This window comes from Pigmentibacter sp. JX0631 (assembly GCF_029873255.1).
Classification (GTDB): Bacteria; Bdellovibrionota_B; Oligoflexia; order Silvanigrellales; family Silvanigrellaceae; genus Silvanigrella.
In genome coordinates, this window is sequence record NZ_CP123622.1 from 3,515,095 (window position 1) to 3,538,904 (window position 23,810).

The following is a 23,810-nucleotide window of genomic DNA, read 5'->3' on the forward strand; positions in this document are numbered from 1 at the left end:
AGAAAATTATTCGTTAACTTAAAAATACATACCAATAGTAAAATTAGCAGAATACAAAGAATAACTACCTTCTCCACCGGAATACTTGTTCCCCTTACTATCTGTAGCATTTTGGTACACAATATAACCTCCTGAATAGAAAGCACTTGGACCGAAATAAATGCCAGTGCCCGAATCAAGAGCAATTTTAAAAAGAAAATGCAGCCCCATACCGTAATTTACATTGTGAATGATGTAAGGAGAGTATGTTTGCTGATAAGTGGGAGTATCAGTTGTTTGAAGCCAAGTATCGTAAAGAGAATAATAGATATAAGGATTTAAAAGAACCAATAACCAAGAAAAATTGAACTTATATCCCAAATCAATACCAACCATTAATGAATCGTATTGATGAGTATATGTTACTTGTCCATTAGTTGTACTTGGAGAATATGAAGCATTATCATATTTAACGCCAAGTCCTATAGAAGCATCTTTAGAGCTGCTAAAAGGAAATAAAACTTTTGCTACAGCTGAATATCCAATATATTGACTATTTTGAATTGTGATTACCGTATAGCCACCTGAAGCAAGAACATCAACAGAGTTTCCACTTGATCCAGAAAAATCCTGAGATAAAGCATTAAAAGAAAAGAAAATCAAAACAACAGAAAATATAATATTAATCAAAATATATTTCCTTCTATAAAATGTTATAAGATCATAATACATAGATAAAACTCTACAAAAAAGAGTCAATAAAAATATGCTGAAAGCAAAAATCAAGGATCATTTCTATTTAAAATTTTTATAGCGCTAGAAGACATTGTTGTAGAATAAGAAATTCCTAAATAATGGCCGGAATTATTTTGTCCCCAGCAATACAAGTCATCATTAGAAAGTAAAACACAAGTTACGTTATCACCACAAGCAATATCAACTACAGTTTCAGAAGCTGGTAAACCAACTACTTTTTGAGGTATAGTATATGAAGTTGTATTTCCATTTCCTAACTGCCCTGAATTATTTTGTCCCCAGCAGTAAACACTTTTATTGTTATTTGTTACAGCACAAGCACGTTGAGCAGCGGTAATCATCATACTAACTCCAGAAATACTACTTACAGGAACAGGAGTAGCAGAAGCACTAGTTGTTCCGTTACCAAATTGTCCATAGGTATTTGTTGATCCAAAGCAATAAGCATTTTGATTATTATTTACAAAGCAAGAAAACTCTGCCCCTCCATCTCCTCCATCCCCACTAGCAACAAAAGCAGCATTAGCAGCAATAGTTGAAGGTGAACTTGAACCTGTTAATAATGTCCCCCAACATTTTAAGTCTTTATTACTTGTAATTGAACAGCTTGAAAAATCATTACAAGAAAATTCAACAACAGATGCGCCACCTAGGTTAGGAGATACTCCAGCTGCATTAAGGGTAGTCGTACCATCACCTAACTGCCCATTTGTATTTAGCCCCCAGCACTTTAAAGTTCCATCAGTAAAAATGGCGCAAGAATGTTGGTCTCCTGCATTAAATTTTTTAACAGTTTTACCACCTAAAGTACCTACGGCCACAGGAGATAATACATTTGCTGCTGCTGTTAAACCATTCCCTAATTTCCCGTTTGTTTGATCACCCCAACACTTAAATCCCGATTTAAAATAAGCACATGTGTGAAGTAAAACCGAAGTAACAGCAACTGCAAAATCACCTGAAGAAACACCAGATAGACCCAAATTAGTAGCTGTAACGGGAGTTTCCTGATTTACTAAGTTTCCTAATCCTAATTGCCCATTTGCATTGTTACCCCAGCATTTTATTTTACCAGACTTCATAACAATACAGCTATCAATGTCTCCCATACTGATTAAACCGTATTCACCACCATTTGTTGTATAGCTGGGTACGTAGCCTATTTTTGTAGAATAAGAGACCAACTCATCAAGCGAATTAAAAGATCCTTCATTTATAGGTACTTTAGGATCAGGCAAATCGTATAAATCATTGCAAGCTGCGAAAAAAAGGCTTCCCATTAAAAAAATAATATTCAAAAAAAACTTCATTATTCACCCTGTAAAATTATGTTGCTTTATTGATAATATTATTCAAAATTATTTAATTTAAAGTAAACTAATGTCAATTATGTGACAAAAAAATAAGATACAATTTAAAAAAAATGGGGTGAAAAATGAAAAAATACATTGCTTTGTTTATTTTCACATTAATAATAGATCTGACATCCCAAGCAAATGAATTTAACGATTTAAAAATATACACAGAAAATAATCCTCCTTATGTTCTAGTTAATGAAAAAAATGAGATTTCAGGATTAGTTGGGGAAAAAGTAGTAAAAGCATTAAAAAAATTAAAAATTGAAAACGAAGTAAAAATTGAAGTTGTTCCTTGGGCAAGGGCTTTAATAGAGGCAAAAAAACAAAAAAATGTAATGATATTTCCATTTGTAAAAACAAAAGAACGTTTAGGTATTTTTAATTTTGCAATTCTTGCTTATAAACAAACATTAAATTTTTATAAATTAAGAGATGCTAAAGGAATTGAAGTTCATAATTTAGAAGATGCAAAAAAATACACCACCTGTGTAGTACGAAATGATTACAGACATGAGCATTTACTACAAGCAAATTTTAGTAAAATTGAGGAAACAGCACAACAAACTCAAAATGTGCAAAAATTTTTAAATAAACGGTGTGAGTTAATCATTATAGCAGAAGAAGGTCTTAAAGCAAAATTAAAGGAACTTTATAGCAATATGAGTATAGTTGAAAAAGTTCTTGAAGTACCAGAGTTTGATGGAAATATTTACATAGCCTTCAGTCCAGGAAGCGACTCATTTATAATTAATAAATTCAAAGAAGTAACTGAAAAGTAACATATACTTTATTGTTTTGTAACACTTAAATTAATATATTCCTATTTTTTTATTAATAATATCAAATAAATAAAGGAAATGTTGAACTATTTATTAAATTTATGTTGAATATTTAAGCATATTTGTTTAGTATAAGGAATCTTTTTTAAAGGAGAAGTTCATGATTAAATATTATGTAGTACTTATTTTAACTTTAGTTGTTTTGTCAAACCATGATGAAATAAAAAATGAAATCATTAGTTTTACTTCTGAGATTTCAAAATAAATTTTCAATAGTTTAGTAATACTAGAAGTAAAATATAAAATAAATTAGAAAAAGACTGTTATCAATTCTGATGCGCAGTCTTTTTTGTTTATTTAAGCTTCTTCAAAAAAATTCCTCTGCAAGTATTTGCCTAAAAAAAACTATAATGCTAATATTTTTAAAACTTTACAAAAGTGAATGAAATATGTGCAAAAAGTTAAAAAACATACTGATAATTATTAGTTTAACAACTGGATATTTTTCTTTTGCTGCATTTGCACAAGAGAAAATTATCAAGAAAATAGAATTCAAGAGTGATTCTGATGTTCCAGAAGATACCTTAAGAAATATAATAGAGATGGAAGAAGGCGATCTTTATTTTCAAAGTAATTTAGATAGCGACATTCAAAACCTAAAAAACACAACTATTTTTAGCAAAGTCACAGCTGAAGTAAATGAGGATAAAGAAAAAAAAGTTAAAATAACTTTTAAACTAGAAAAAAAATGGACCTTTATTCCTTACTTCATTGCAGGATCGGGAGGTGGTACTAGTTATTATTCCTTTGGATTATTTGACTCAAATTTTTTAAATAATCTTTACTCTTTTAATGTAAACTACAAAATAGAAAATAGTGAATCTAACTATAGTATATCTTTCATAGATAATTATGCATTTAAAAACAATTTTATAAATGGAACAAGCGCTAATATTGTAAATAAAAAAATTACCTATTTTAAAAATGAACAAAAAATAGGCTTTTATTCATTCGAAGAACATTTATTAAATTTATATAGTTTATACAAATTTAATAAATATTTAAATTTTGGCGGAGGAGTTGCTTTTAAAGAAGCAATTAAAATAAACTCTCAACTTTCAAATGATGAAATAGTTACAAATAATAATAACTTTATAAAAGACCCAACGAGTTACTCAAGCATTGGATTTCAATCTAGAATACAAATTGGAAAAATAAACTACCAGGAAATATCTCAAGAAGGAATTTTAGTTAATAATATTAATAATTCTTACGTTAGCCAAAATTCAAATGACGAAAACTTTAATGATGAGAATTTTCAATTACTTGGGTTTCTTGAATTGCCTAAATTAAATGACTCATATTTTGGTACAAGAATTGGTTTACAGTCTACCAATTCAAGAAATCCAGTAAATGAATTTTATTTAGGTGGTCTAGATAAAATAAGAGGATTTAATTATACACAATTAACAGGAAGAAATGCTTATTATCAAAATGTAGAGCTTCGTTTTACTCTGTATAAAAATAGCTTTATTGCTTTTCAAATTGTTCCATTTTTTGACTATGGAAATACGACTGAACAATTTGATGATCTCTTTCATAATATTTATTCCAGTGTTGGGTTAGGTATAAGAATACCATTAATGAAAATTAATAAAATTGCTTTAAGATTAGATTATGCAACAACAATGGCTCCATTTAAAATGAATGGATTTAGTTTTGGATTACTTCAGTTTTTTTAATTTCTTTTTTCTTTGTGACCCTGAATAATTAAATTCATTAAATCCATAATGTCTTTCAATTTATCACACTGTATATCAATTTCTTTTGCATATTTTATTAAAGCATTCATCTGATCATAAGTTTCAGAATTGATAGAACTTGCAATGTTGACGGAGCTTACAACTGAACCAATACTGGAACTTTGTTGGGTTGTTGATTCTTGAATTTCTTTTGTATTATTATAAATATTAACCACTTCAGAAGATATGGCTTGGAAAGAATTAGAAACATTTTTGGAATTATCTTTCAACTCAAAAACACTATTATTCATGTCTTTTATTACAACTTCAGCTGCTTTTTGGCTTTCTGAAATTAATTGATCAATTTCTTTTGCAGCTTTTCCACTCATTTGAGCTAAATTTCCAACTTCTTCTGCTACTACAGAAAACCCTTTCCCCATAGGTCCAGCTCTTGCCGCTTCAATAGAAGCATTTAACGAAAGCAATTCTGTTTTTGAGACTATATTATTAATAACTCTTGCTTTCGCAGATATATCTTTAATTATTTTTGAAATATTTTGCAAATTGTCACTTGATTTACCAATTTTGCCCACAGCCGAAATCATTAAGTCAACAATATGATTTCCCTCTTTTGTTTTATTATTTAGACTATCCACAATTTGAATACATTCATCAGCATTTTTTTTGGTTTTATCAATCATTTTTACCATTTCATCCATTTGATTTTGAATTTGATCCATTGCTTCACTTTGTGATTTTGATAATTCAGAGACTTTAACAAATGCTTTACTAAGCTCCTTGTTTGTTGAGTTCAATTCATCAGACTGACTCCCAATTTTCTTTGTAAGTAATTGCAATGGAGCTGAAACAAATTTTTTCACTATAAGAAAAGAAAGAACAGAAATTAAAATAATACAGCTTATTAAACCAAGTACTGCCGTGAAAATCATTTTATAAATTTGTTTATTTAAATGGGTTAATTCTGATTCTACTAAAATAACTCCGTCAAATCTATTCGATTCTTTATCAATAATTGCCGATATGTAAATTCTTTTATTTGAAGAAATAGAAATAGTTTCAACACCTTTTATACTTTTTAAATCATCTATTTTAGTAAAGTTTGTAAGTTTAACATCATTCGTTATTTCATCAACAGTATTGCTATCTTTTTTCGTAGCTCCAGTAAATAAAGTCTTTTTTTCCCCAAAAATAAATACTTTAACAATATTTTCATTTATAAATAAACCTTTAATTGAGTTTAAGACATTTTGTTTTTCTAAATTATAAATATTAGCTGAAAGGGAGGGTTTTAATATAACAAGAGAATTAGAAATGGAGTGATCAAATTCTTCTTGCAATTGTCCTTTTGTATCTAAAATAGAGTAGATAAAATAAATACTTAATGATAAAATGATAATAGGTATTACAACAATTAAAATTTTAAGGTTAAGAGACACATTTGAAAAATTCATCAGATCTAATCCTCATCCGCAGTATTATAATCGGATTATTTTTCCTTAAGTTTAAGCTCATTACAAAAATATTTACTATAATTATCTTATACTTACTTCGTTTTAGAAATTTTACTCGGTTTTCCAGCAATAATTAAATTCATTGACTGCATGACTTGGTTAAGTTTTTCACATTGATCATCAATTTCTTTTCCTAAATTAATCAATCCGCTCATTTCATCTTTTGCATTAGAATTAATTGAACCTGCTAAATTTACTGAACTTTGTACTTCATTAATGCTTTGCGATTGAAGAGTAGTTGAATTCTGAATTTCTTTTGTATTATTTAATATATTAACAACTTCTCCTGCTATTTCATGAAAAGATTTTGAAACATTACTAGAATTATTTTTCATTTCAAGAACACTATTATTCATTTCCAATATTACGGCATTAGCTACTTTTTGACTTTCTGTTATAAGATTATCAATTTCTTTAGCAGCTTTTCCACTCATTTTTGCTAAATTTCCAACCTCTTCAGCTACTACAGAAAATCCTTTCCCCAGTGCACCTGCCCTTGCAGCTTCAATTGAAGCATTTAAAGATAGCAATTCTGTTTTAGATACAATATTATTTATTACAGTCGCTTTAGCAGAAATATTATTAATTATTTTAGAAATTTCTTTTAAATTTAAACTTGCTTTATCAATTTTTTCAACAGCAGAAATCATTGTACCAACAATACTGTTCCCTTGTTTAGTCTTTTCATTTAAGTTGTCTACAATTCTATTACAGTCTTCTGCTCTTTTATTTGTAACATCAACACTTTCAACCATCTTATTCATCTGTTGCAGTATTTTATCCATAGTTTCAGTTTGCGATTCTGATAAAGTTGATACTTTTACGAAAGAGACATTTAAATTTTGATTTGTCGCATATATATCATCTGATTTTTCACCAACTTCTTTTGTTAAATTTGCTAAAGGTTTTGTAATTATTTTATTTATAATATAAAAAGATAAAACAATAATCGAAATAACACAAAACAAGACTCCAAGAATAGCACCGATGATCATTCGCAAAATTTGGCTAAAAAGTTTACTCAAATCGGCTTCAATAATCATAATTCCGTCAAATCTTTTTGATTCTTGATCAATAATTGGGGATATATAAATGCTTTTATTGCCTTTTGTTTTTGAAATGACACCTTGAATTGTTTTAAAATCAAGATCTTCAGTGAAATCTGAAATTTTTGTCTCATCAGGAAGATCAATGTAAGTTTTATCAGGTTTTATTTGAACTCCGGTAAATAGTGTCTTTTTTTCACTAAAGATCAGTGCTTTATGAATATTTTCATTAATAAACAATCCTTTAATAGAATTAGATACGTTGTTTTTTTCTAAATTATAAATATTAGCTGATAAAGAGGGTTTTAAAATAACCATAGAATTTATGATAGTATTGTCAAATTCTATTTGAAATTGTTTTTTTGTATCTATTATTTGATAAACGAAGTATAAACCTATCGAACATACTGTGATAGGAATAATTATCAGCAAGATTTTTATATTTAAAGGTTTTTCTTTAATATCCATCTTTCTACCAAAATAAAATTATGACAACTATTCGGTAGGCAATAGATAAAATTTACCTAATTATATTTATGATTTAATATAATTATAGATTAAAGACTTGTAATATCTTCTAATTAAGGATTTTTTCCGGTATACTTTCGCACGACTGCAGCATATTGTGGTGTTTTTTTAAAGCTTTCAATTGCTTGTTTTACTTTATGAATAAGTTTTTCTGGGGTTTTTTGAGTCGTAGCTATATAATTTTCTTCAGTATCAATTTTATTCCCAAATGTATAATAATCTATATTTAATTTTTGCTCTTTCAAAAAACTAAGAGCTCCAATTACAGATGTATACCATGCATCAATTGTTTTTTCTTCTAATGCTTTTATATTCTGTGAATCTTTTGGAGCTGGAATAATATTTTGTTTATTTAACTTTTGATTTAACAAAAATGTTTCATATGAAGTTGCTAACATTACACCTATTTTTTTATTTTTTACATCTTCAATTGAATTAATGGGTTTTGTACCTTTATAACTAATAAAAACGGTATCAGCATTATAAATTTTCGAAACCCATAAATATTTTTTTTCTCTATCAGCATTTCTTGTAAATGGTATTATAAAAGATTTACTGTCAGTATTTGCCAGACAGTCTTCTTGTGCTCTAATCCATGGCTCCCAAATAATTTTAAATGTAATATTTTTATGTCTGAACGCTTGAGAAATAATTTCACCAGCTATTCCACCAATTTGATTCTCCCCCCATTTTTCAGTTTTAGAAGGAAAATCATGAGTGAATATAGTTACATCTTCTGCAAAAACTGTAAATGGAATAGTTGATAAAGCTATAATAGACGTCAAAAAATATTTTTTAAAAGTTGTCATTTATTTACCTTTAGTAACTAATCAAAAAACTACTTACCAGTATATTTCTTAATGATAGTTTTGTATTCAGCAGTCTTTTTAAATGCTTCAATTGCATCTTTAACTTTCTCTACTAGTTCCTTTGCTGTTCCTTTAGAAGTAGCAATATAATTTTCTTCAATATCTATTTTGTTGCCAAATTCAAAAGAATCTATGGCCATTTTTTCTACATTAAATGTAGCAATTGCACCAATAACGCCTGTATACCATGCATATATTTTTGTTGCTTCCAGTTTTTTTGCATTTGTTGCATCGTTGGGTACAGCTTCAATATCAGCTTTATTTAATCCGTTTTTTTCATTTGAAATTGCAGTTTCATAAGAAGAACCTAACAATACACCAATTTTTTTGCCTTTAGCTTCAGAAATAGAATTTAACTTAGTTGTTCCTTTTTTTGTGATAAATACAGTTTCTGCATCATAAAGTTTTGAAACCCAATTATAGTTGGGTTCTCTTTCTGCATTTCTTGTAAATGGTATTATAAAAGATTGTTTGTCACTATTAGCTAAAGTTTCCTCTTGGGCTCGCTTCCAAGGTAACCAATTCATCTTAAAACTTATTTTTTTTGCCGCCAATGCTTTTGTAATAATTTCACCACCTATACCACCAACTTGATTTTCTCCTAATTTATCCGTTTTAGAAGGTAATACTTGTGTACAAATGGTAATATCTTCCGCATATATTGAGCCACAAGCTAAAACAGAAATAGAAACTGCTAAAATTTTTAAATTTCTCTTCATAAATTCCTCTATTTTTATTAATTACGCTAGGAATAAATTACTTTATACATTAATTGAATTATTTTCCAGCATACTTTTTAATAATTGCCGCATATTGGGGAGTCTTTTTAAAGCTTTCTATCGCATCTTTTACTTTATTTGCCAATTCTGCTGGAGTATTTTTAGCTGTTGCAATATAATTTTCTTCACGGTCTATATTTTTACCAATTTCTATTTTGCTAATTTCTATTTTTTCAGCTTTTAGAGCCGCAACTGCTCCTATTACTCCCGAATACCAACCATATATTTTTCCGGCGTCGAGTTTTTTTGCATTTGTTGCATCGTTCGGTACTGCTTCAATATCAGCTTTACTTAATCCATGTTTTGCATCTGCAATAAAGCCTTCATAAGATGAACCAAGTAAAACACCTATTTTTTTACCTTTAGCATCTGCTATACTATCAAGTTTTTTATTTGCTTTTAACGTAAGAAATGCGGTATCAGCATCATAAAGTTTAGCTACCCAATTGTAACTTGCCTCCCGTTCTGAATTACGCGTTAAAGGTATGACAAATGATTTTTTATCTGAATTAGCAAGTGTCTCTTGTTGTGCTCTTTTCCATGGTGACCAAACCATTTTAAAAGAAATTTTCTTAGCTTCTAAAGCCTTTGTAACAATATCGCCACCAATTCCACTAACTTGATTTTCTCCGATTTTTTCTGTCTCTGATGGAAAGTTTTCAGTTAAAATTGAAATATCTTGTGCTGTTGCGTTCGTAAATGCGAAAAAAAACAAAGGCAACAAAATAAATTTTTTTTGATTAATCATAAAAACTCCTTAATAAAATTAGCTATCACTTAATTAAACAATTTACTTTCAAAATTACAAAGTCAATATTCTGTCAGATTAGTTTTTATTAGGAACATATTTTTTTATAATTTCCATATATTTTTCAGTTTTTCTAAACTGTTCAAAAGCTTTAGCAACTTTTTCAATTAATTTAAGATCTGCCTTTAAATTTGTTGCAATAAAATTTTCTTCCACATCAATTTTACTTCCATATTCAAACTGATTTAAATCTATCTTCTCAGCAACTATATTTGCTTTTCCAGATATTGAACTGGTATACCAGGCAAAAATTTCTCCAAGTAGTAATTTTTTCACATTTAATTGATCATATGGAACTGAAGCTACTTCATCTTTAAAAGCTTTTCCTTTTTGATTTAAAATTTTCTGCTCATAGGATGTACCTACTTGGACACCAATCTTTTTATCATTAATTTCTTTCAGACTATTTATTTTTTTGTTGCCTTTTTTTGTAATAAAGAATGTTTCAATATCACATATTTTAGCTACCCAAATATATTTTTTTTCTCTTTCAGGAATTCTGGTCAAAGGTAGGATAAAACTTTTCTTATCCGCATTTTCTTGTACTTTTTGCTGTGCTAACTTCCATCTTGTCCAAATAAATTCATATTTAATATTTTGACTTTCAAGTGCTTGAGTAACTATTTCTCCAAATATTCCAGTTACTTTTCCATTATTCAGTCTTTCAACTTCTCCTGCAACATTTTCAGTAAAAATTTTTATATCTTGAGCATTTGTTTTATTTGTTATGTAACAAGAGCCAAATAAAGCAATTAGTGTGGATATTTTTTTATAATTCAGCATTTACATATCCCTAATTTTATAAATTTATAATTTATTATATTATCTAAGATATTTTTAAACAATTATAGTCAATTAATTGGCGAATTAAATTCGATTTATTCCGCTTGAAAAAAAAAGAAGAATATTCGATAACAAAAATCTTATTCCGCTTGAAAAAAAATTTACTTTTGTTAAATTCACAATTGACTTTTATAAAGTTATATTTTTTTTTGTAAAAATTTTTAATTTTTGGTATTTTAAGTGATTAAGGTATTTAATTTAATGGTTATGGAAAAAATGGGAAGCTAGCATGATCGAATTTAAAGGTATTCATAAATGGTACAATAAAAAACTTCACGTTTTAAATGATATAAATTTATTTGTAAAAAAAGGTGAAGTGGTAGTCGTATGTGGTCCATCTGGTTCCGGCAAATCTACTCTTATACGAACTGTTAACGCTCTTGAAACTGTAGACGATGGTGAACTCATCGTTGACGGCACTAAAGTAACAGATCCGAAAATAAATTTAAATACACTGCGAGGAGAAATTGGATTTGTCTTTCAGCAATTTAATCTTTATCCACATTTAACTGTTCTAGAAAACATAACTTTAGCTCCAATTAAAGTGAAAAAAATAAATAAATCCGCAGCTGAAAAAATAGCACTTGATTTACTTAATAAAGTTGGACTTGCAAATAAAAAAGACTCCTATCCTGCGCAACTATCAGGAGGTCAACAACAGAGAGTCGCTATTGCCAGAGGTCTAGCTATGCAACCTAAAATAATGCTTTTTGACGAACCAACCTCGGCACTTGATCCTGAAATGATCGGAGAAGTTTTAAAAGTTATGAAGGATTTAGCAAAAGGCGATATAACAATGATGGTTGTTACTCATGAAATGGGATTCGCTCGTGAAGTTGCTAATAGAATAGTTTTTATTGATGCTGGTAAAATTGTCGAAGTTTCTGAGCCAAATGATTTTTTTAATCATCCTAAATCTGAAAGAGCGCAACAATTTTTAAAGCAAGTTTTAACACCAATGCAAGCTTAATAGGAGTTTCACATGCAATTAATGAACAGAAAATTATTTATTTCCATTCTTTCTTTAATCCCTTTTTTTTACGTTACAAGTGTTCAGGCTGACGTTAGCGAAATTAAGAAAAAAAATATCCTTGTTGTTGGTGTGAAAGATTCTTTGTATCCGTTCGGATTTGTGAATGAAAAATCTCGTACTCTAGAGGGTTATGATATTGATTTTGCAAAAGCTATAGCTGATAAATTAGGAGTAAAAGTAGAGTTGAAACCAGTGACATCAGCTAATAGAATACCACTGCTAATGGAAGATAATGTTGACTTATTAGCTTGCACAATGACTATAACTTCTGAACGAGCTAAACAAATTAATTTTAGTTATCCTTATTTTGTATCAAAACAAAAATTTATTGTAAAAAAGGGAACAGTGAAGTCTTTAAAAGACTTAGAAAATAAAAAAATAGGTACTACAAAAGGATCTACTTCGGAAATTAATGCTGCTAAAGCAATTCCAAGTGCTAAAATACTTTCTTTTGATGACTATCCCCAAGCTTTTTTAGCTCTCCAACAAGGAAAAGTATTTGCTATAACTACAGATGAATCGATTTTGGCTGGAATTCTTTCAAAAGCTACTAAGAAAAATGATTTTGAATTACCCTCATTCGATATTTCTAAAGAACCTTATGGTATCGGTGTTAATAAAAAGAATCCTGAATTGTTAAAAATTGTAAATCAAACTTTACTTGAAATGGAAAAAGATGGAAAAGCAGATGCAACATTTGTAAAATGGTTTGGCCCAAATTCCTCAGTTCCCTTAACAAAAGATTTTAAAATCACGCCCTAGAAGAATAAACAATTAAATATTTAGGAATGATTTTATGTCTTCTTATCAATTTGATTTCTCTATTCTACTAACAGAAAAATATACGAATATGTTAGTAAGTGGACTTGTCACAACAATTGAACTATCTGTCATTTCATGTGTACTTGCGTTTTTTCTAGGGTTAAATTTAGCAGTAATGCGTCTAGCACATTTTAGTCCTATAAGAATATTTGCTCAATGTTACCTTGAATTTTTTAGAAATACACCTCTCATTGTCCAATTATTTTTTTGGTATTTTGGTTCTTATCAAGTATTACCAACCGTTGTTAACGATTGGTTAAATACTATGAATTTTGAATTTGCAGCAGCTGTTATAGCTCTAACATTTTATACTTCTGCTTTTATTGCTGAAGATATTCGATCAGGAATTTCATCAATTCCAAAGGAACAAATGGAAGCAGCAAGAAGTAGTGGTTTTTCATATGTAAGATCTATGCATTATATAATTCTTCCTCAAGCTGTACGTTTAACAATTCCTCCATTGATAAATCAATTTTTAAATCTGGCAAAAAATTCATCTATGGCAATGGTTATTGGTGTTGCAGAAATTACTTACCAAGCGAGACAAATTGAAAGTCAATCATTTAAAAGTTTTGAAGCCTTTTTTGCTGCTACTTTAATTTATGTATGTTTTTCCTTTGTCATTTCTGGAATAATTACAATTTATGACAAAAAAGTTCTAAACCCAATAGGCAAAGGAACTGTTTGATATGGAAAGTATCTTTGATCTCAGCGTATTACATAATAATTTTTTACAATTAATGATTGGACGCTATCCAAATGGACCTTTAGGAGGTTTGGCACTTACTATTATTCTTGCTTTTATTTCTGTTTCTTTTTCAATTATTGGTGGATTAATTTTGGGATTACTTTGTATATCAAGAAGTTCTTTCATAAGAACCCCAGTTTCTTTTATTGTCAATTTAATCAGAGCAATGCCTTTATTGATGGTAATTTTTTGGATGTTTTTTTTGTTACCTATTTTAACTGGCGGAAAATTTCCTGAGAATGGAACAGTTATTTGCGCACTAACTATTTTTACATCATGTTATATTTCACAAATTGTGAAAGCAGGAATAGCAAGTATACCTAAAGGCCAAACAGAAGCTTCTATGTCAAGCGGAATGACTTATTGGCAAACCATGCGGTACGTTGTTCTACCTCAAGGCCTAAGGAATATGATTCCCTCATTTGTAAACCAATTTGTTTCTTTAATAAAAGATACTTCTCTTGGCTATATTGTTGGAGTTTCAGAACTAACCCAAGTTGCACAACAAATAAACAATAGAACACAAAACTATGCAGCTGAAATATTTATTTTTCTTGCAATTATTTATTTTATAATTTGTTTTGCATTCACAAGTCTAAGCAGATGGCTCGAAAAAGCATTAGCTTGGAAAAAGTCAATCTAAATAACTATTAAATTGGTATTCCAGTTTCACGTAAAATATTATTTAAACTTAATTTTGAATCACTTTTTGCACTTCGATAAGCAATAATATATGCACATTGAATTGGAACATCTCCACCAGGAAATGATTTTACTCTCGTACCTGCAACAACAACAGCGTTAGGAGGAACAAAACCTCGGTATTCTTTTTTGTCCGAAGTAGTAACATCATAAATTGGAGTTGAAGAAGTTAATGACACATTTGCTGCTAAAACAGCGCCTTCACTAACAATAGTTCCTTCAACCACTATCACTCTACTGCCTAGAAATGCATTGTCGCCAATCATTACAGGTTTGGCATTTTCCGGCTCAAGAACGCCACCAATGCCAACACCTCCGGCAACATGAACATTTTTACCAACTTGTGCACAACTGCCGGCCGTAGCCCAAGTATCAATCATTGTTCCAAGTCCTACCCAAGCGCCTATATTCACAAAACTTGGCATTAATATTGCACCTTTAGATACATAAGCTCCTTCACGTACTATCGAGCCATAAACAGCTCTGACACCAAAATTAGCTAGATCTTTTCTCACATCAAGTTTGTCGTGATAACCCAAAACTCCTGCATGGACTCTTTCTTGTCCTAATACTTTTGAATTTCCTTCTAACTCCCATTTAAAACTTTCAACCGTTCTAATTTTCATAGCTAATAAGATAGATTGCTTAACCCAAGGATGAACTTCCCATTCACTAAGTTCTCGCATTTCAACTTCACCGCAATTTGGTCCCTCCCCTTTTGGAGATGCAACTCTCAATGTTCCATTTTCTAAGTAACGAAGACACTGATAAATAATTTCTTGTGAAGATTTTCTTTGTAAAAGGTCATTATCATTTACAAGTGTCTTAATACTAGTTTCGAGTTCTTCTAATTCTTGATATGTTAATGTTATCATAATTTAATGTCTCCAGAATTTATTTTTGTTTGCCATATATTTAAACATTCAGAAATTTTATTAACAGTTGGGACTAAAGCCATTCTAAAATTTCTGTTACACGATTCACCAAAAACAGACCCCGGTGTTAGCATAATACCTGTAGTTTCCAAAATTTTATTAACAAATTCAAAATCAGATTGATAAGAATTAGGAACATTACCCCACACATAAAAAGTCGCACAACTAGGTAACACTGAAATATTATTTGCCTTAAAAAAAGCATCGACTAATTCTCTTTTTTTCGCAAATATCTTGTTTCTTTCTTTCACATGAGTTGTATCAGACCAGGCAGAAATTGCTGCTTTTTGAATAAAATCAGGAGTTCCTAATCCAACATTTAAACGATATTTTGCATATAATGTTAATAATTCAGAGTCTCCAGCAACAAATCCAGATCGATATCCAGTCATACCACTACGTTTACTAAGTGAAAAAAAACAAATTACATTTTTAAAGTTTTGTTTACTAGATATTTCTAAAAAAGAATTAGGACTTTCGTTTCCTTCATAATACATATCTATATAACATTCATCTGATAAAATTATAATATCATGTTCACAAGCCCACTCATATATTTTTTCCATTTGATTTTTTTTAATGACAGCACCTGTTGGATTATGTGGATAACATAACCATATTGCCGCAATTTGTTTTGTTAATTCAGATGGTACTTCACCTGGATCGAAAATATAATTTTTATCCGTCTTCAACGGATTAACATAAGGAATTCCACCAGCTAAAACAGTTCCAGCTTTGTACACAGGATATCCAGGCTCAGGACTTATAATCATTCTTCTAGCAGAAGATGAATTTAAAAGCACATGTGGAATATGAAATATTGCTTCTTTACTACCATTTGAAGAAATTATTTGGTTTTGCGCGTTTATGTCTATTGATAATCTAGTTTTTATCCATCTTGCACAAGTTTGTCTTAATTGCAAAGAACCTACATTTTGTGGGTATTGGCTCACTGAATCAATATTTTCTATTAAAGCTTTTTTGATAAAATCAGGAGTTGGTTCTTTCGGATCACCTAAAGTGAAATCAAAAACTTCAATATTTTGAGCTTCTAATTTACTTTTTATTTCATCATTTTTTGTTAAACCAAAAGGTCTCAATGCTAACAACCAGGAGTTCAATTCATCTAACTTTGTCATACACACCTCGTACAAAAAATTTAAGTACAAAGTTGTATAACTTTTTGCAGTCTTAACAGCAAGAGTGTGTTATTAACTCGCTGCTTTTTTCTTTGGATGTAAGTTGCTAAGAAAAAAAAGATAACTATCTGGATTGTGATCAAATTCCAAACGATTTTTGCAATTTGGGCAAAATCGTTCAGGACCATCTTCATATTTTTTTAATCCTGGTTGTATATCAAAACCTACTACTAAATTAAAAATATGAGTTGTATTATCATTTTCACAAACGTAACGTGCATCAAATGATTCTACATAAGATTTTTTATTTATAAATTCTGGAACCATTGATAGTTGATCTACCACAGGAAATGAACAATTTATATAATGTAGTTCAACATCTTTTAATTTATCAAGAGCTAAAACCCATTTTCTAACACCACTACTGTTAATTCTATGTACTCCCTTTAAATCTAAAAAAAGTACCTCGTGATGTTTTTTATATAACTCACTAAAATCAGCATTTTCATCTACCATTCCTGATATTCTAACGTAGTCATCTTTTTCCCAATCAAAAGACAAAATATTCGTCATGCAGGTTCACCTGTAATACAATTAGAATTCATTCGCTCTATGATATGCGCACAAAACTTCGCAAGTTCTTCTGGCTTATCACAACAAGAAATTAAGGTACCTAGTCTATGTGATAGAATAGTAGCAATTTCATCGGGTGGCAAAGAATCATTCATGACACCTTTTTTTATTAAATCATCAATTTCCATAGAAAGACGCCATAATCTTACTGTTTCTCCATCAGGAGCTTTAAGCTTTGAATTTTGTTTAGATTTTTCTTTTTGTTCTCTTTTTTTAGATAGTTGCACAATGCTTCCCATGTCATCTCCCTAAATTGCTAGGTTTCTCTCACCATAATAACTTATCGGCTTCATCTGGCATATTCTTTTTGAACCATAAGTCTGCGGCATCTTTGACGAGGGGTACTTTTGCTTCTTTTCTTAACTTTCGATATATTTCGATCACTTCTTTATCCTGCTTCCCTCTATTTTTCTCAATCCTTTGAACATATTGTAGCCATTCTTCACTAGCATCTGCTAATCCTTTATTTTGTAAATATGGGTATAAAATTTTTTCATCAAAAGTACTATCAGGGTTTTTTAGAAAATATGTAAAAATTGCTTTCGCAAACCCTTTTTCACAGGGTAAATTTTTCTCATTTTTTTTGTCGCTTAAAAGGATTATCCATTCTTTACTTGCCTTTAAATCTAAAATTTGAAGCCATTTTTCTTTATTGAAACTAGGAGAAGATCTTAACATCCATGCACAAAATGTTGTTGAAGAAAAAATTTGTTTTGGCTCTTTAAATAAATCTTGAGAAACTGCTGTACTTAGTAGATTATTCGAAGACTTTGAAGATAATAAATCGAATTTTATGAGCTCTCTTAACGTTAATAATGACCAAAATTCTTTATTTAAAATAAAATCAAATTGAGCTCTTTCAACTTTAGCTAAGTCTTCTTTCCAACTTTCATTTGATTTTTTTAAGCTATCATAGGCTCTTAGGGCATTATCTACAGAAGGATTGAACATCATTCGATAAAATTCAGAATGCAAGGGATCTCCATCACTTCCTACCTCAGATTTTCGCATTTCATTCCAAATTGGAAAATCCTTCACAAAAGCGCTACATCTTAAAACTTTTAGCTTTTCTTCTTTTTCCCACTTTAATCCTTTGACATAATGATGATTATTTTTCTCAAGAGATTGAATAGCTTCTTTATTTTTTTTGAAGTAGTCAAGAAGCTCAAAACAGGCATTTTCGGTTGCTAAAAATGTTCCAACAGAAAGCTCTAACTCTTTTAATCTACTATTAAAAAGACCTAAAAATTCACTATCTGGAAATTCTTTCGCATAATTATCTATTGCCTTCTTTTGTTTTAAAGATTTCTCTACGACATTGTTTTTACTATCTATTTCTGCATCTGCTTGAAGATTGTCCAAATCAACTTTTAAAAGACAAGCCTTAGCTTGCTTTTTTAGCAAATCTCTCGCATCTTTAATTTTCTCCTGGACTTTTGCATATTCAACCATTCTAGCCCGTTTACTTAAAGAATTTTCGTATAAACAAAAAAGTCTAACTTGTGCATCAGCCGAAACAGGATGTTTATTAAATTTTCGTAAAAGCATTTCATATTTATTTTTGGCCTTGTCACTTTCACCTTGTCTTTCAGCAATCTCAGCCAGTCTTAAATATGCCCAAGGACCATATTCAGGATCTCCAATAAGGGATGTAAATCTTTCAAATCCTTTTTTTGCGATATCATAATAACCCAACCAATAAGCAGTTTCAGCTCCATAAAAAAGTGAACTTGGAACTTTCAGAGCAAAAGGTTTTGATATTAATTCCGCCCAGGAATATGATCTTCTAGCCCATCTTAATAAATCTAAATCAAAATAGGCGTTGGCAGATAAGGTAAAAAGTAACGAAGAAATTTCAGGATGTCCCTTTTTTAAAATTCCGGCTGCGATGTATTCAAGAGCTTTGCCAGGATCTTTTGCTTTTAACATAGCAGATGTTCTAAATAAATCTGAGGCTACTAAAAAATCAGTATTATTTTTAGGAGATATATATATTTCTCTAGTTACCAATGGTCTATCAAAGATTTCTATTGGTGAACCTTCTGGCATTTTTGGATAAACAAAATAATCAAAATATTTTTCTAATTTTAAGGCTGAATTAAATGCCCTTTGCCACAGAAGAATTCCTTGATTCATAGCCATAGTATTCGCATAAACAATAGGCATAACTGTCTGAATCCACAAAAGTGGATCCAAATGTTCCGGAATAAATGTTACTGTAGTTTTTTTTGAACTAATTTTAGTAGAAACTTTGAAAAAAACTGGATTTTCAAATGCGTGTTTGTAAACATTTTCAATTACCTTAGTTTTTTCTTTAGGCAAGTATAGTGAATCATCTATTTGGTTTGCGACATACGCAAAAATGGCTCTCGCCATTGCATAGTGATCCCCTTCAGTAAATTCTTGAGGAGAAGGAGGAATCGTTTTTGCATTCCAAATATGTACGTCTTTTACTTCATTTGTAGCTAAATAAAGAAAAAGAAAGCCATGCAATATGTTTACTTGAATTCGTGTTAACGAATTTATTGGAACATTATCTTTTGCTAGATCCATTTGCAGAAAAAACATACAGTCATATGCTTTTTGTAACCTTTCTTCTAACCAGAATCCTTGGCAAACATTAAGTCTTGAAATGTATTTGTCATCGCTAAAAAAATATCCAATTACATTTAAATTATATGCTGGGAAAAAGATTTGGAGTGGAGGTCTTTTCAATTCTGGAGGAAATCCATGAATTAAAGATTTTTCAGGATCTTTTTTCGATTCAAACCACCCTTTTGGTAATTCTCCTTTTGTACTGCTGAGAAAATCTGCAATAAAATAAAATGATTGATAAATTTTATTCCGTACGTCATCTGATGACATTTTTTCAAAAGTTTTCGCAGTCATCTTTTCTATTTTTTTGAGATCATTTTTATTTTCAGGAATGATATCTTCTGGAAGAAAAAGGGTTGGCCATTCTTGAGCAATTACAAATTTTGCTGTAAGTAGCAGCTGCAAAATTCCAAGAATGTATAAAAATCTAATTTTTTTGCCGAGCATTAACAGATCCTAATATTATGCTAATGCTTTTCGGTATTAAATTTGAAATTAAAACTCAGGAAAATTTATGTCTTTTGGGAACTTTTTTCCTCATTCTCGAATTTGGTATTTAGAAAATAATTTTCTGGTGAAGCAACTGTTAACTGTTGCTCTATTTTCAATTCGACTCTTATTAAGTTTAAAACTTCTTCAATTTTTTCTTTGACTATTATTCTAGCTCCATTCATTACGGTTATGGTAGTGTCTGGGATGCATTCTATCCATTGAATGTTCATATGATTCAAAAAAATTTCAGTCCCATCTATTCTAGTAAGTTTTATCACTAGATACCTCCTTTTATTTTGGATAACTTCCCTATCATACCAATATATTTAAAATGTATGTTAAACATCCAGCAATTTTTTTTAATATACGCTTTCCATACATCAGTGAGTAAATTTCAAGAATTAGTCGAATTTTTTGATTTTTTGCAGAAAAAAAAGGAAAAAAATGGTACTTTAAAGCTTCTACTAAAGTACTAATCATATACACTATTGAGATTTTTTTAAGATTCAATTTTCTCGGCATTCACGGGAAGTTTTAATTCTTCTTAACAATAGATTTTTTTCTGAAAAAAATCTTATTTCCTTTGCATGTTTTATCTTTTTATCATAATTCCAATTTGGAAACGAAGTTCAACTTATTCTCCTATTTCTTTGTTTTTCTTTTCATTTAAGGATTTTTTATACATATGAAAAAAAACATTTCTCTAAGCATCCCTAAAATTGGCAATGAAGTAACAGTTATTTTTGGGAAGAACGACAAACCACTTGGAAATGTATTGTATTTAGAAGATGGCCTAGTTTCAGAAAGTACCATTGGATTTCTAACTGAATTTTCTTTGACTCCAAATTTCCAAGAATACAAAAGCATAACTGGATTCTTAAAAATAGTAAAAGAACATATGCTTTTTAGAATTTCTGGAGAAATTGAGTTTGAACCTCTTCTCGAATGTGTACGTTCTTTAACTGAATTTAGAAGCAAACTTTCAGCACAAATAAATTGCTTTTATACACCGCAATCAGCCCAAGAAAAATCTATTTCAAATACTTTTAAGGGAAGTAATTCGAAAAACGAGCAGGATGAATGGGAAATTGGATTAGAAGATCTTGAAACTTATTACTACAATGGAAATATCTTAATATTCGATGAAATGATAATAGATTCATTGTATTGTGCAATTCCTGAATTGCCTTTATGCCGCGAAAATTGCTTGGGGCTATGCTCTGAATGTGGAGAAGAATTGAATTTAACTGACATAAATGGAAAATTAAGAACAGTTAATCATAAGAAAAACTGCAGTAATTTTAACAAATTAAATTAGCAGGTATCTTTAAGATTTTTCAAATCTTTTCTTTAAATTCTATAAAATATTAGCTATTTATCTAAATCTATTCATTATCTATAAATAATTTTCCGAAAAGAAAATAAGGTTTTCCTTCATTAGAATGAGGGTATTGTATGTGCTTTTTGCAATTTATAGTAAGAAAAATGAAAGTAAAATGGACAATTTTGGTTCTTTTTACCGTATCTTTTTCTGCATTTGCAAATGAAGAAGTTTATGAATACACAGTGCAACCTAATGATAATCTTTCAACTGTATTGCAAAAACTTTCACTAAAACCAATTTATGGAAAAAATGGATCTTTAGCAGAAGTACTTAAACTTAATCCAGATAAACAAGAGAGCAATGGTAATTGTATTTATGTTGGTGAGGTGATTATCTTACCAAAAAGCATGCTAACAAAGCAAAATCAATCTTCTGAAATAAAAACAGAAGTTGCTAAAAAGAATGAAATTAAAAAACCCAATAATAATAACAATGTAGTAATCTCTCAACAGCCTAAAGAACCAAAAATACCTCTCCAAAAAAGCGAAAAAATTGTTACTCAACAGCCTAAAGAACCAAAAATACCTCTCCAAAAAAGCGAGAAAATTGTTTCTCAACAGCCTAAAGAACCAAAAATACCTCTCCCAAAAAGCGAGAAAATTGTTACTCAACAGCCTAAAGAACCAAAAATACCTCTCCAAATAAATGAAAAAATAGTTACACAACAACCTTTATCAGTGCCTGAAAAAAAATTAACCAGTACTGAAATTAAAAAAATTGAACCAGGGCAAACATTAGCAAGTGAAAATTTACATCTCGAAAAAAAGAGTCAAATTGTTTCACCTTCAGAAAATGAGAATAAAAAATCCTTCAACAAATTAAATGAAATATTTTCTTCAAATTCTAAATTAAGCTTCAGTAAGCAGATATCTAAAAATAATTTAGAATTTGATAATAAATCAAAAATTGAAAATCAGCTTTTTCCTTCCCAAAAAACTATTTTGCTTGCACTTCCTCTAAAGAAGCAGGATATAAATAGAGAAGATACTTTAAGCAGTTCGAATTCCAAAAATTCTTCAACAACAAATTTACTTTCTCGAAAAGAAGTTTTTCTTTCTGAAGAAAATAGTTGCGATATATTTCCTAGTTGCAAATTTTGGTTATGGGATTTAAATAATAAATGTTGTCTTCCAAAAAAACCTTACTTTATGATAAGTAATGAAAATTCATTAAAATAATGAGTTAATTTAATCTCTGCAACAAAAAGAAAATCCAACCTTTTAATTGCTGCCACATTGTTAATGAGTTTTCTTTTGATGTTATATGCAATCCAAGGAAAACTGCTAAAAAAATCAAGCACCAGAACAAAATGAAATGCATATTTTTGCGGAAAAATTGGAAAATTATTTTCTTTCTAAGATTTTTAAACTCAAAAAAGAAAAGCTTTTGTGGTGAATCCCATTCAGCAACATATTTGTCAAATAAATGTTTTTCAAGATTAGAAAAATATTGCAGTGAATTTTTAGCATCGATAATTGCAAGTTCATAAGGATCACACTTTTCTAAAAGCCAACTAACTCTTGCTATTTTTATTTCTTCTGCTGCTGCTAAAAGAAATTTTTCTTTAAATTTAGCATAAGAAAAAATGGAAAAAAGAGCTTTAAAAGGCTTCCGATCAGAAATAATGGAATACTTTTTTAATAATTTTTGAAAAAATTCACTTATTTCTGCAGTTTCCGATTTAACATTGGAGAACATCGCTACTTTTATGAGTGCATTAGTCTCAGTGTCACAAAAGTCAACCTCATAACCTATTGAATCTATAGGATTAGACTTCCTTTGGATGTGATACTTTTTACTTATAGTATTAGAACTTAGATTCACAAGAGATCTATCTCACTAAAATTGCTTAAACCACTCACTTCGGGCAAATACTCTATATCGTTCTTCGGAACAAGTACTTGTCGCTCAGCACCTCTAACATGAGTCACATATCGGGAACACTCTTTATGTGAATTATCTTTAAAAGGGGCGTGAGGACAAACCGAACCACAAGCTGACTTCACTCCACAGACATCACTTAAAATTAATTTTCCCTCAGAATCAACTAATCCTTGCTTAACATGATAGGGGCAACGACTTTCTTTCATATTTCACCCTACAAAAGTAAGTTAAAAAAAAAGATTTGCGTACAAAATATAAATTTTGTACAGACAAAAATGACACTTATTTAAGCTTTATTTGCTTTAAACTGAGTAAAGCATAATGAATTTACCTAGTCAAATTTTTTCCAATGCAAAATAATAATATTATCTTAACTTTATGCGTCATTTTTTTGATTTCATTAAAATATGGACAAAGACAAAAA

General features: G+C 29.7%; 24 protein-coding genes. 8 read left to right on the forward strand and 16 right to left on the reverse strand.

Translation table 11 applies throughout. The features are described from left to right. Window positions 1-18: 18 nt before the first annotated feature. Complete coding sequence (locus tag QEJ31_RS15170) at window positions 19-669, reverse strand: hypothetical protein (protein WP_280591422.1); 651 nt, start codon at window positions 667-669, stop codon at window positions 19-21. 92 nt (window positions 670-761) lie between these two features. Beyond that, window positions 762-2,045: a hypothetical protein gene (locus tag QEJ31_RS15175; RefSeq protein ID WP_280591423.1), complete on the reverse strand. Its 1,284-nt coding sequence runs from the start codon at window positions 2,043-2,045 to the stop codon at window positions 762-764. Window positions 2,046-2,170: 125 nt separating this feature from the next. Here QEJ31_RS15175 and QEJ31_RS15180 point away from each other — a divergent pair, with 125 nt between their 5' ends. Together QEJ31_RS15180 and QEJ31_RS15185 are read left to right on the forward strand one after the other, a co-directional pair. Then, entirely contained in the window at window positions 2,171-2,872 is a 702-nt protein-coding gene (locus tag QEJ31_RS15180; protein WP_280591424.1) for a transporter substrate-binding domain-containing protein, read from the forward strand. A gap of 449 nt (window positions 2,873-3,321) precedes the next feature. After that, window positions 3,322-4,614: a POTRA domain-containing protein gene (locus QEJ31_RS15185; protein WP_280591425.1), complete on the forward strand. Its 1,293-nt coding sequence runs from the start codon at window positions 3,322-3,324 to the stop codon at window positions 4,612-4,614. Here the strand turns inward: QEJ31_RS15185 and QEJ31_RS15190 are convergent. The 6 genes from QEJ31_RS15190 to QEJ31_RS15215 form a co-directional block, all read right to left on the reverse strand. Then, window positions 4,611-6,086 (reverse strand): methyl-accepting chemotaxis protein, encoded by a 1,476-nt coding sequence (locus tag QEJ31_RS15190; protein ID WP_280591427.1) that lies wholly within the window; start codon window positions 6,084-6,086, stop codon window positions 4,611-4,613. The two genes, QEJ31_RS15185 and QEJ31_RS15190, sit on opposite strands and share 4 nt — an antisense overlap. Before the next feature lie 92 nt (window positions 6,087-6,178). Then, a complete protein-coding gene (locus QEJ31_RS15195) occupies window positions 6,179-7,660 on the reverse strand; it encodes a methyl-accepting chemotaxis protein (RefSeq protein ID WP_280591428.1) in 1,482 nt (493 codons plus the stop codon). A gap of 113 nt (window positions 7,661-7,773) precedes the next feature. Beyond that, complete coding sequence (locus QEJ31_RS15200) at window positions 7,774-8,529, reverse strand: transporter substrate-binding domain-containing protein (protein WP_280591429.1); 756 nt, start codon at window positions 8,527-8,529, stop codon at window positions 7,774-7,776. A gap of 29 nt (window positions 8,530-8,558) precedes the next feature. After that, the gene (locus QEJ31_RS15205; protein ID WP_280591430.1) at window positions 8,559-9,308 is read right to left on the reverse strand and encodes a transporter substrate-binding domain-containing protein; all 750 of its coding nucleotides are present in this window, start codon (window positions 9,306-9,308) and stop codon (window positions 8,559-8,561) included. Window positions 9,309-9,366: 58 nt separating this feature from the next. Further along, on the reverse strand, window positions 9,367-10,116 hold the full coding sequence (locus QEJ31_RS15210; protein WP_280591431.1) for a transporter substrate-binding domain-containing protein: 750 nt from the start codon (window positions 10,114-10,116) through the stop codon (window positions 9,367-9,369). A gap of 78 nt (window positions 10,117-10,194) precedes the next feature. Continuing rightward, a complete protein-coding gene (locus QEJ31_RS15215) occupies window positions 10,195-10,959 on the reverse strand; it encodes a transporter substrate-binding domain-containing protein (protein ID WP_280591432.1) in 765 nt (254 codons plus the stop codon). A gap of 289 nt (window positions 10,960-11,248) precedes the next feature. Between QEJ31_RS15215 and QEJ31_RS15220 the strand changes: the two genes are divergently transcribed. The 4 genes from QEJ31_RS15220 to QEJ31_RS15235 are packed head-to-tail and all read left to right on the forward strand — an operon-like array spanning window position 11,249 to window position 14,265. Beyond that, window positions 11,249-11,989, forward strand: a complete 741-nt coding sequence (locus QEJ31_RS15220) for an amino acid ABC transporter ATP-binding protein (RefSeq protein WP_280591434.1) — start codon at window positions 11,249-11,251, stop codon at window positions 11,987-11,989. Between the two features lie 12 nt (window positions 11,990-12,001). After that, on the forward strand, window positions 12,002-12,814 hold the full coding sequence (locus QEJ31_RS15225; RefSeq protein ID WP_280591435.1) for an ABC transporter substrate-binding protein: 813 nt from the start codon (window positions 12,002-12,004) through the stop codon (window positions 12,812-12,814). 34 nt (window positions 12,815-12,848) lie between these two features. After that, window positions 12,849-13,562 (forward strand): amino acid ABC transporter permease, encoded by a 714-nt coding sequence (locus QEJ31_RS15230; protein ID WP_280591436.1) that lies wholly within the window; start codon window positions 12,849-12,851, stop codon window positions 13,560-13,562. Between the two features lies 1 nt (window position 13,563). Then, window positions 13,564-14,265 (forward strand): amino acid ABC transporter permease, encoded by a 702-nt coding sequence (locus QEJ31_RS15235; RefSeq protein WP_280591437.1) that lies wholly within the window; start codon window positions 13,564-13,566, stop codon window positions 14,263-14,265. A gap of 7 nt (window positions 14,266-14,272) precedes the next feature. Here QEJ31_RS15235 and QEJ31_RS15240 read toward each other — a convergent pair whose 3' ends face one another. From QEJ31_RS15240 to QEJ31_RS15265, 6 genes are all read right to left on the reverse strand, one after another. Beyond that, window positions 14,273-15,199, reverse strand: coding sequence for a 2,3,4,5-tetrahydropyridine-2,6-dicarboxylate N-succinyltransferase (locus QEJ31_RS15240; RefSeq protein WP_280591439.1), 927 nt, complete (start codon window positions 15,197-15,199; stop codon window positions 14,273-14,275). After that, entirely contained in the window at window positions 15,196-16,398 is a 1,203-nt protein-coding gene (locus QEJ31_RS15245) for an aminotransferase class I/II-fold pyridoxal phosphate-dependent enzyme (RefSeq protein ID WP_280591441.1), read from the reverse strand. The genes QEJ31_RS15240 and QEJ31_RS15245 overlap by 4 nt, the downstream gene beginning before the upstream one ends. 72 nt (window positions 16,399-16,470) lie before the next feature. Next, on the reverse strand, window positions 16,471-16,971 hold the full coding sequence (locus QEJ31_RS15250) for a hypothetical protein (protein ID WP_280591442.1): 501 nt from the start codon (window positions 16,969-16,971) through the stop codon (window positions 16,471-16,473). Next, window positions 16,968-17,270, reverse strand: a complete 303-nt coding sequence (locus tag QEJ31_RS15255; RefSeq protein WP_280591443.1) for a hypothetical protein — start codon at window positions 17,268-17,270, stop codon at window positions 16,968-16,970. The genes QEJ31_RS15250 and QEJ31_RS15255 overlap by 4 nt, the downstream gene beginning before the upstream one ends. A gap of 28 nt (window positions 17,271-17,298) precedes the next feature. Then, window positions 17,299-20,073 carry a hypothetical protein gene (locus QEJ31_RS15260; protein WP_280591444.1) on the reverse strand — a complete coding sequence of 925 codons (2,775 nt, stop codon included), beginning with the start codon at window positions 20,071-20,073 and terminating at the stop codon, window positions 17,299-17,301. 65 nt (window positions 20,074-20,138) lie between these two features. Beyond that, a complete protein-coding gene (locus tag QEJ31_RS15265) occupies window positions 20,139-20,396 on the reverse strand; it encodes a flagellar FlbD family protein (protein WP_280591446.1) in 258 nt (85 codons plus the stop codon). Between the two features lie 407 nt (window positions 20,397-20,803). On the opposite strand from QEJ31_RS15265, the gene QEJ31_RS15270 reads away from it, so the two are divergent. Both QEJ31_RS15270 and QEJ31_RS15275 read left to right on the forward strand, forming a co-directional pair. Further along, window positions 20,804-21,436 (forward strand): DUF177 domain-containing protein, encoded by a 633-nt coding sequence (locus tag QEJ31_RS15270; RefSeq protein WP_280591447.1) that lies wholly within the window; start codon window positions 20,804-20,806, stop codon window positions 21,434-21,436. 137 nt (window positions 21,437-21,573) lie between these two features. Next, window positions 21,574-22,680 (forward strand): hypothetical protein, encoded by a 1,107-nt coding sequence (locus QEJ31_RS15275; RefSeq protein ID WP_280591449.1) that lies wholly within the window; start codon window positions 21,574-21,576, stop codon window positions 22,678-22,680. 4 nt (window positions 22,681-22,684) lie between these two features. On the opposite strand, the gene QEJ31_RS15280 is transcribed toward QEJ31_RS15275, so the two are convergent. Then, the gene (locus QEJ31_RS15280; RefSeq protein WP_280591451.1) at window positions 22,685-23,326 is read right to left on the reverse strand and encodes a hypothetical protein; all 642 of its coding nucleotides are present in this window, start codon (window positions 23,324-23,326) and stop codon (window positions 22,685-22,687) included. Further along, entirely contained in the window at window positions 23,323-23,592 is a 270-nt protein-coding gene (locus QEJ31_RS15285; RefSeq protein ID WP_158997952.1) for a hypothetical protein, read from the reverse strand. The genes QEJ31_RS15280 and QEJ31_RS15285 overlap by 4 nt, the downstream gene beginning before the upstream one ends. Between the last annotated feature and the right edge of the window lie 218 nt (window positions 23,593-23,810).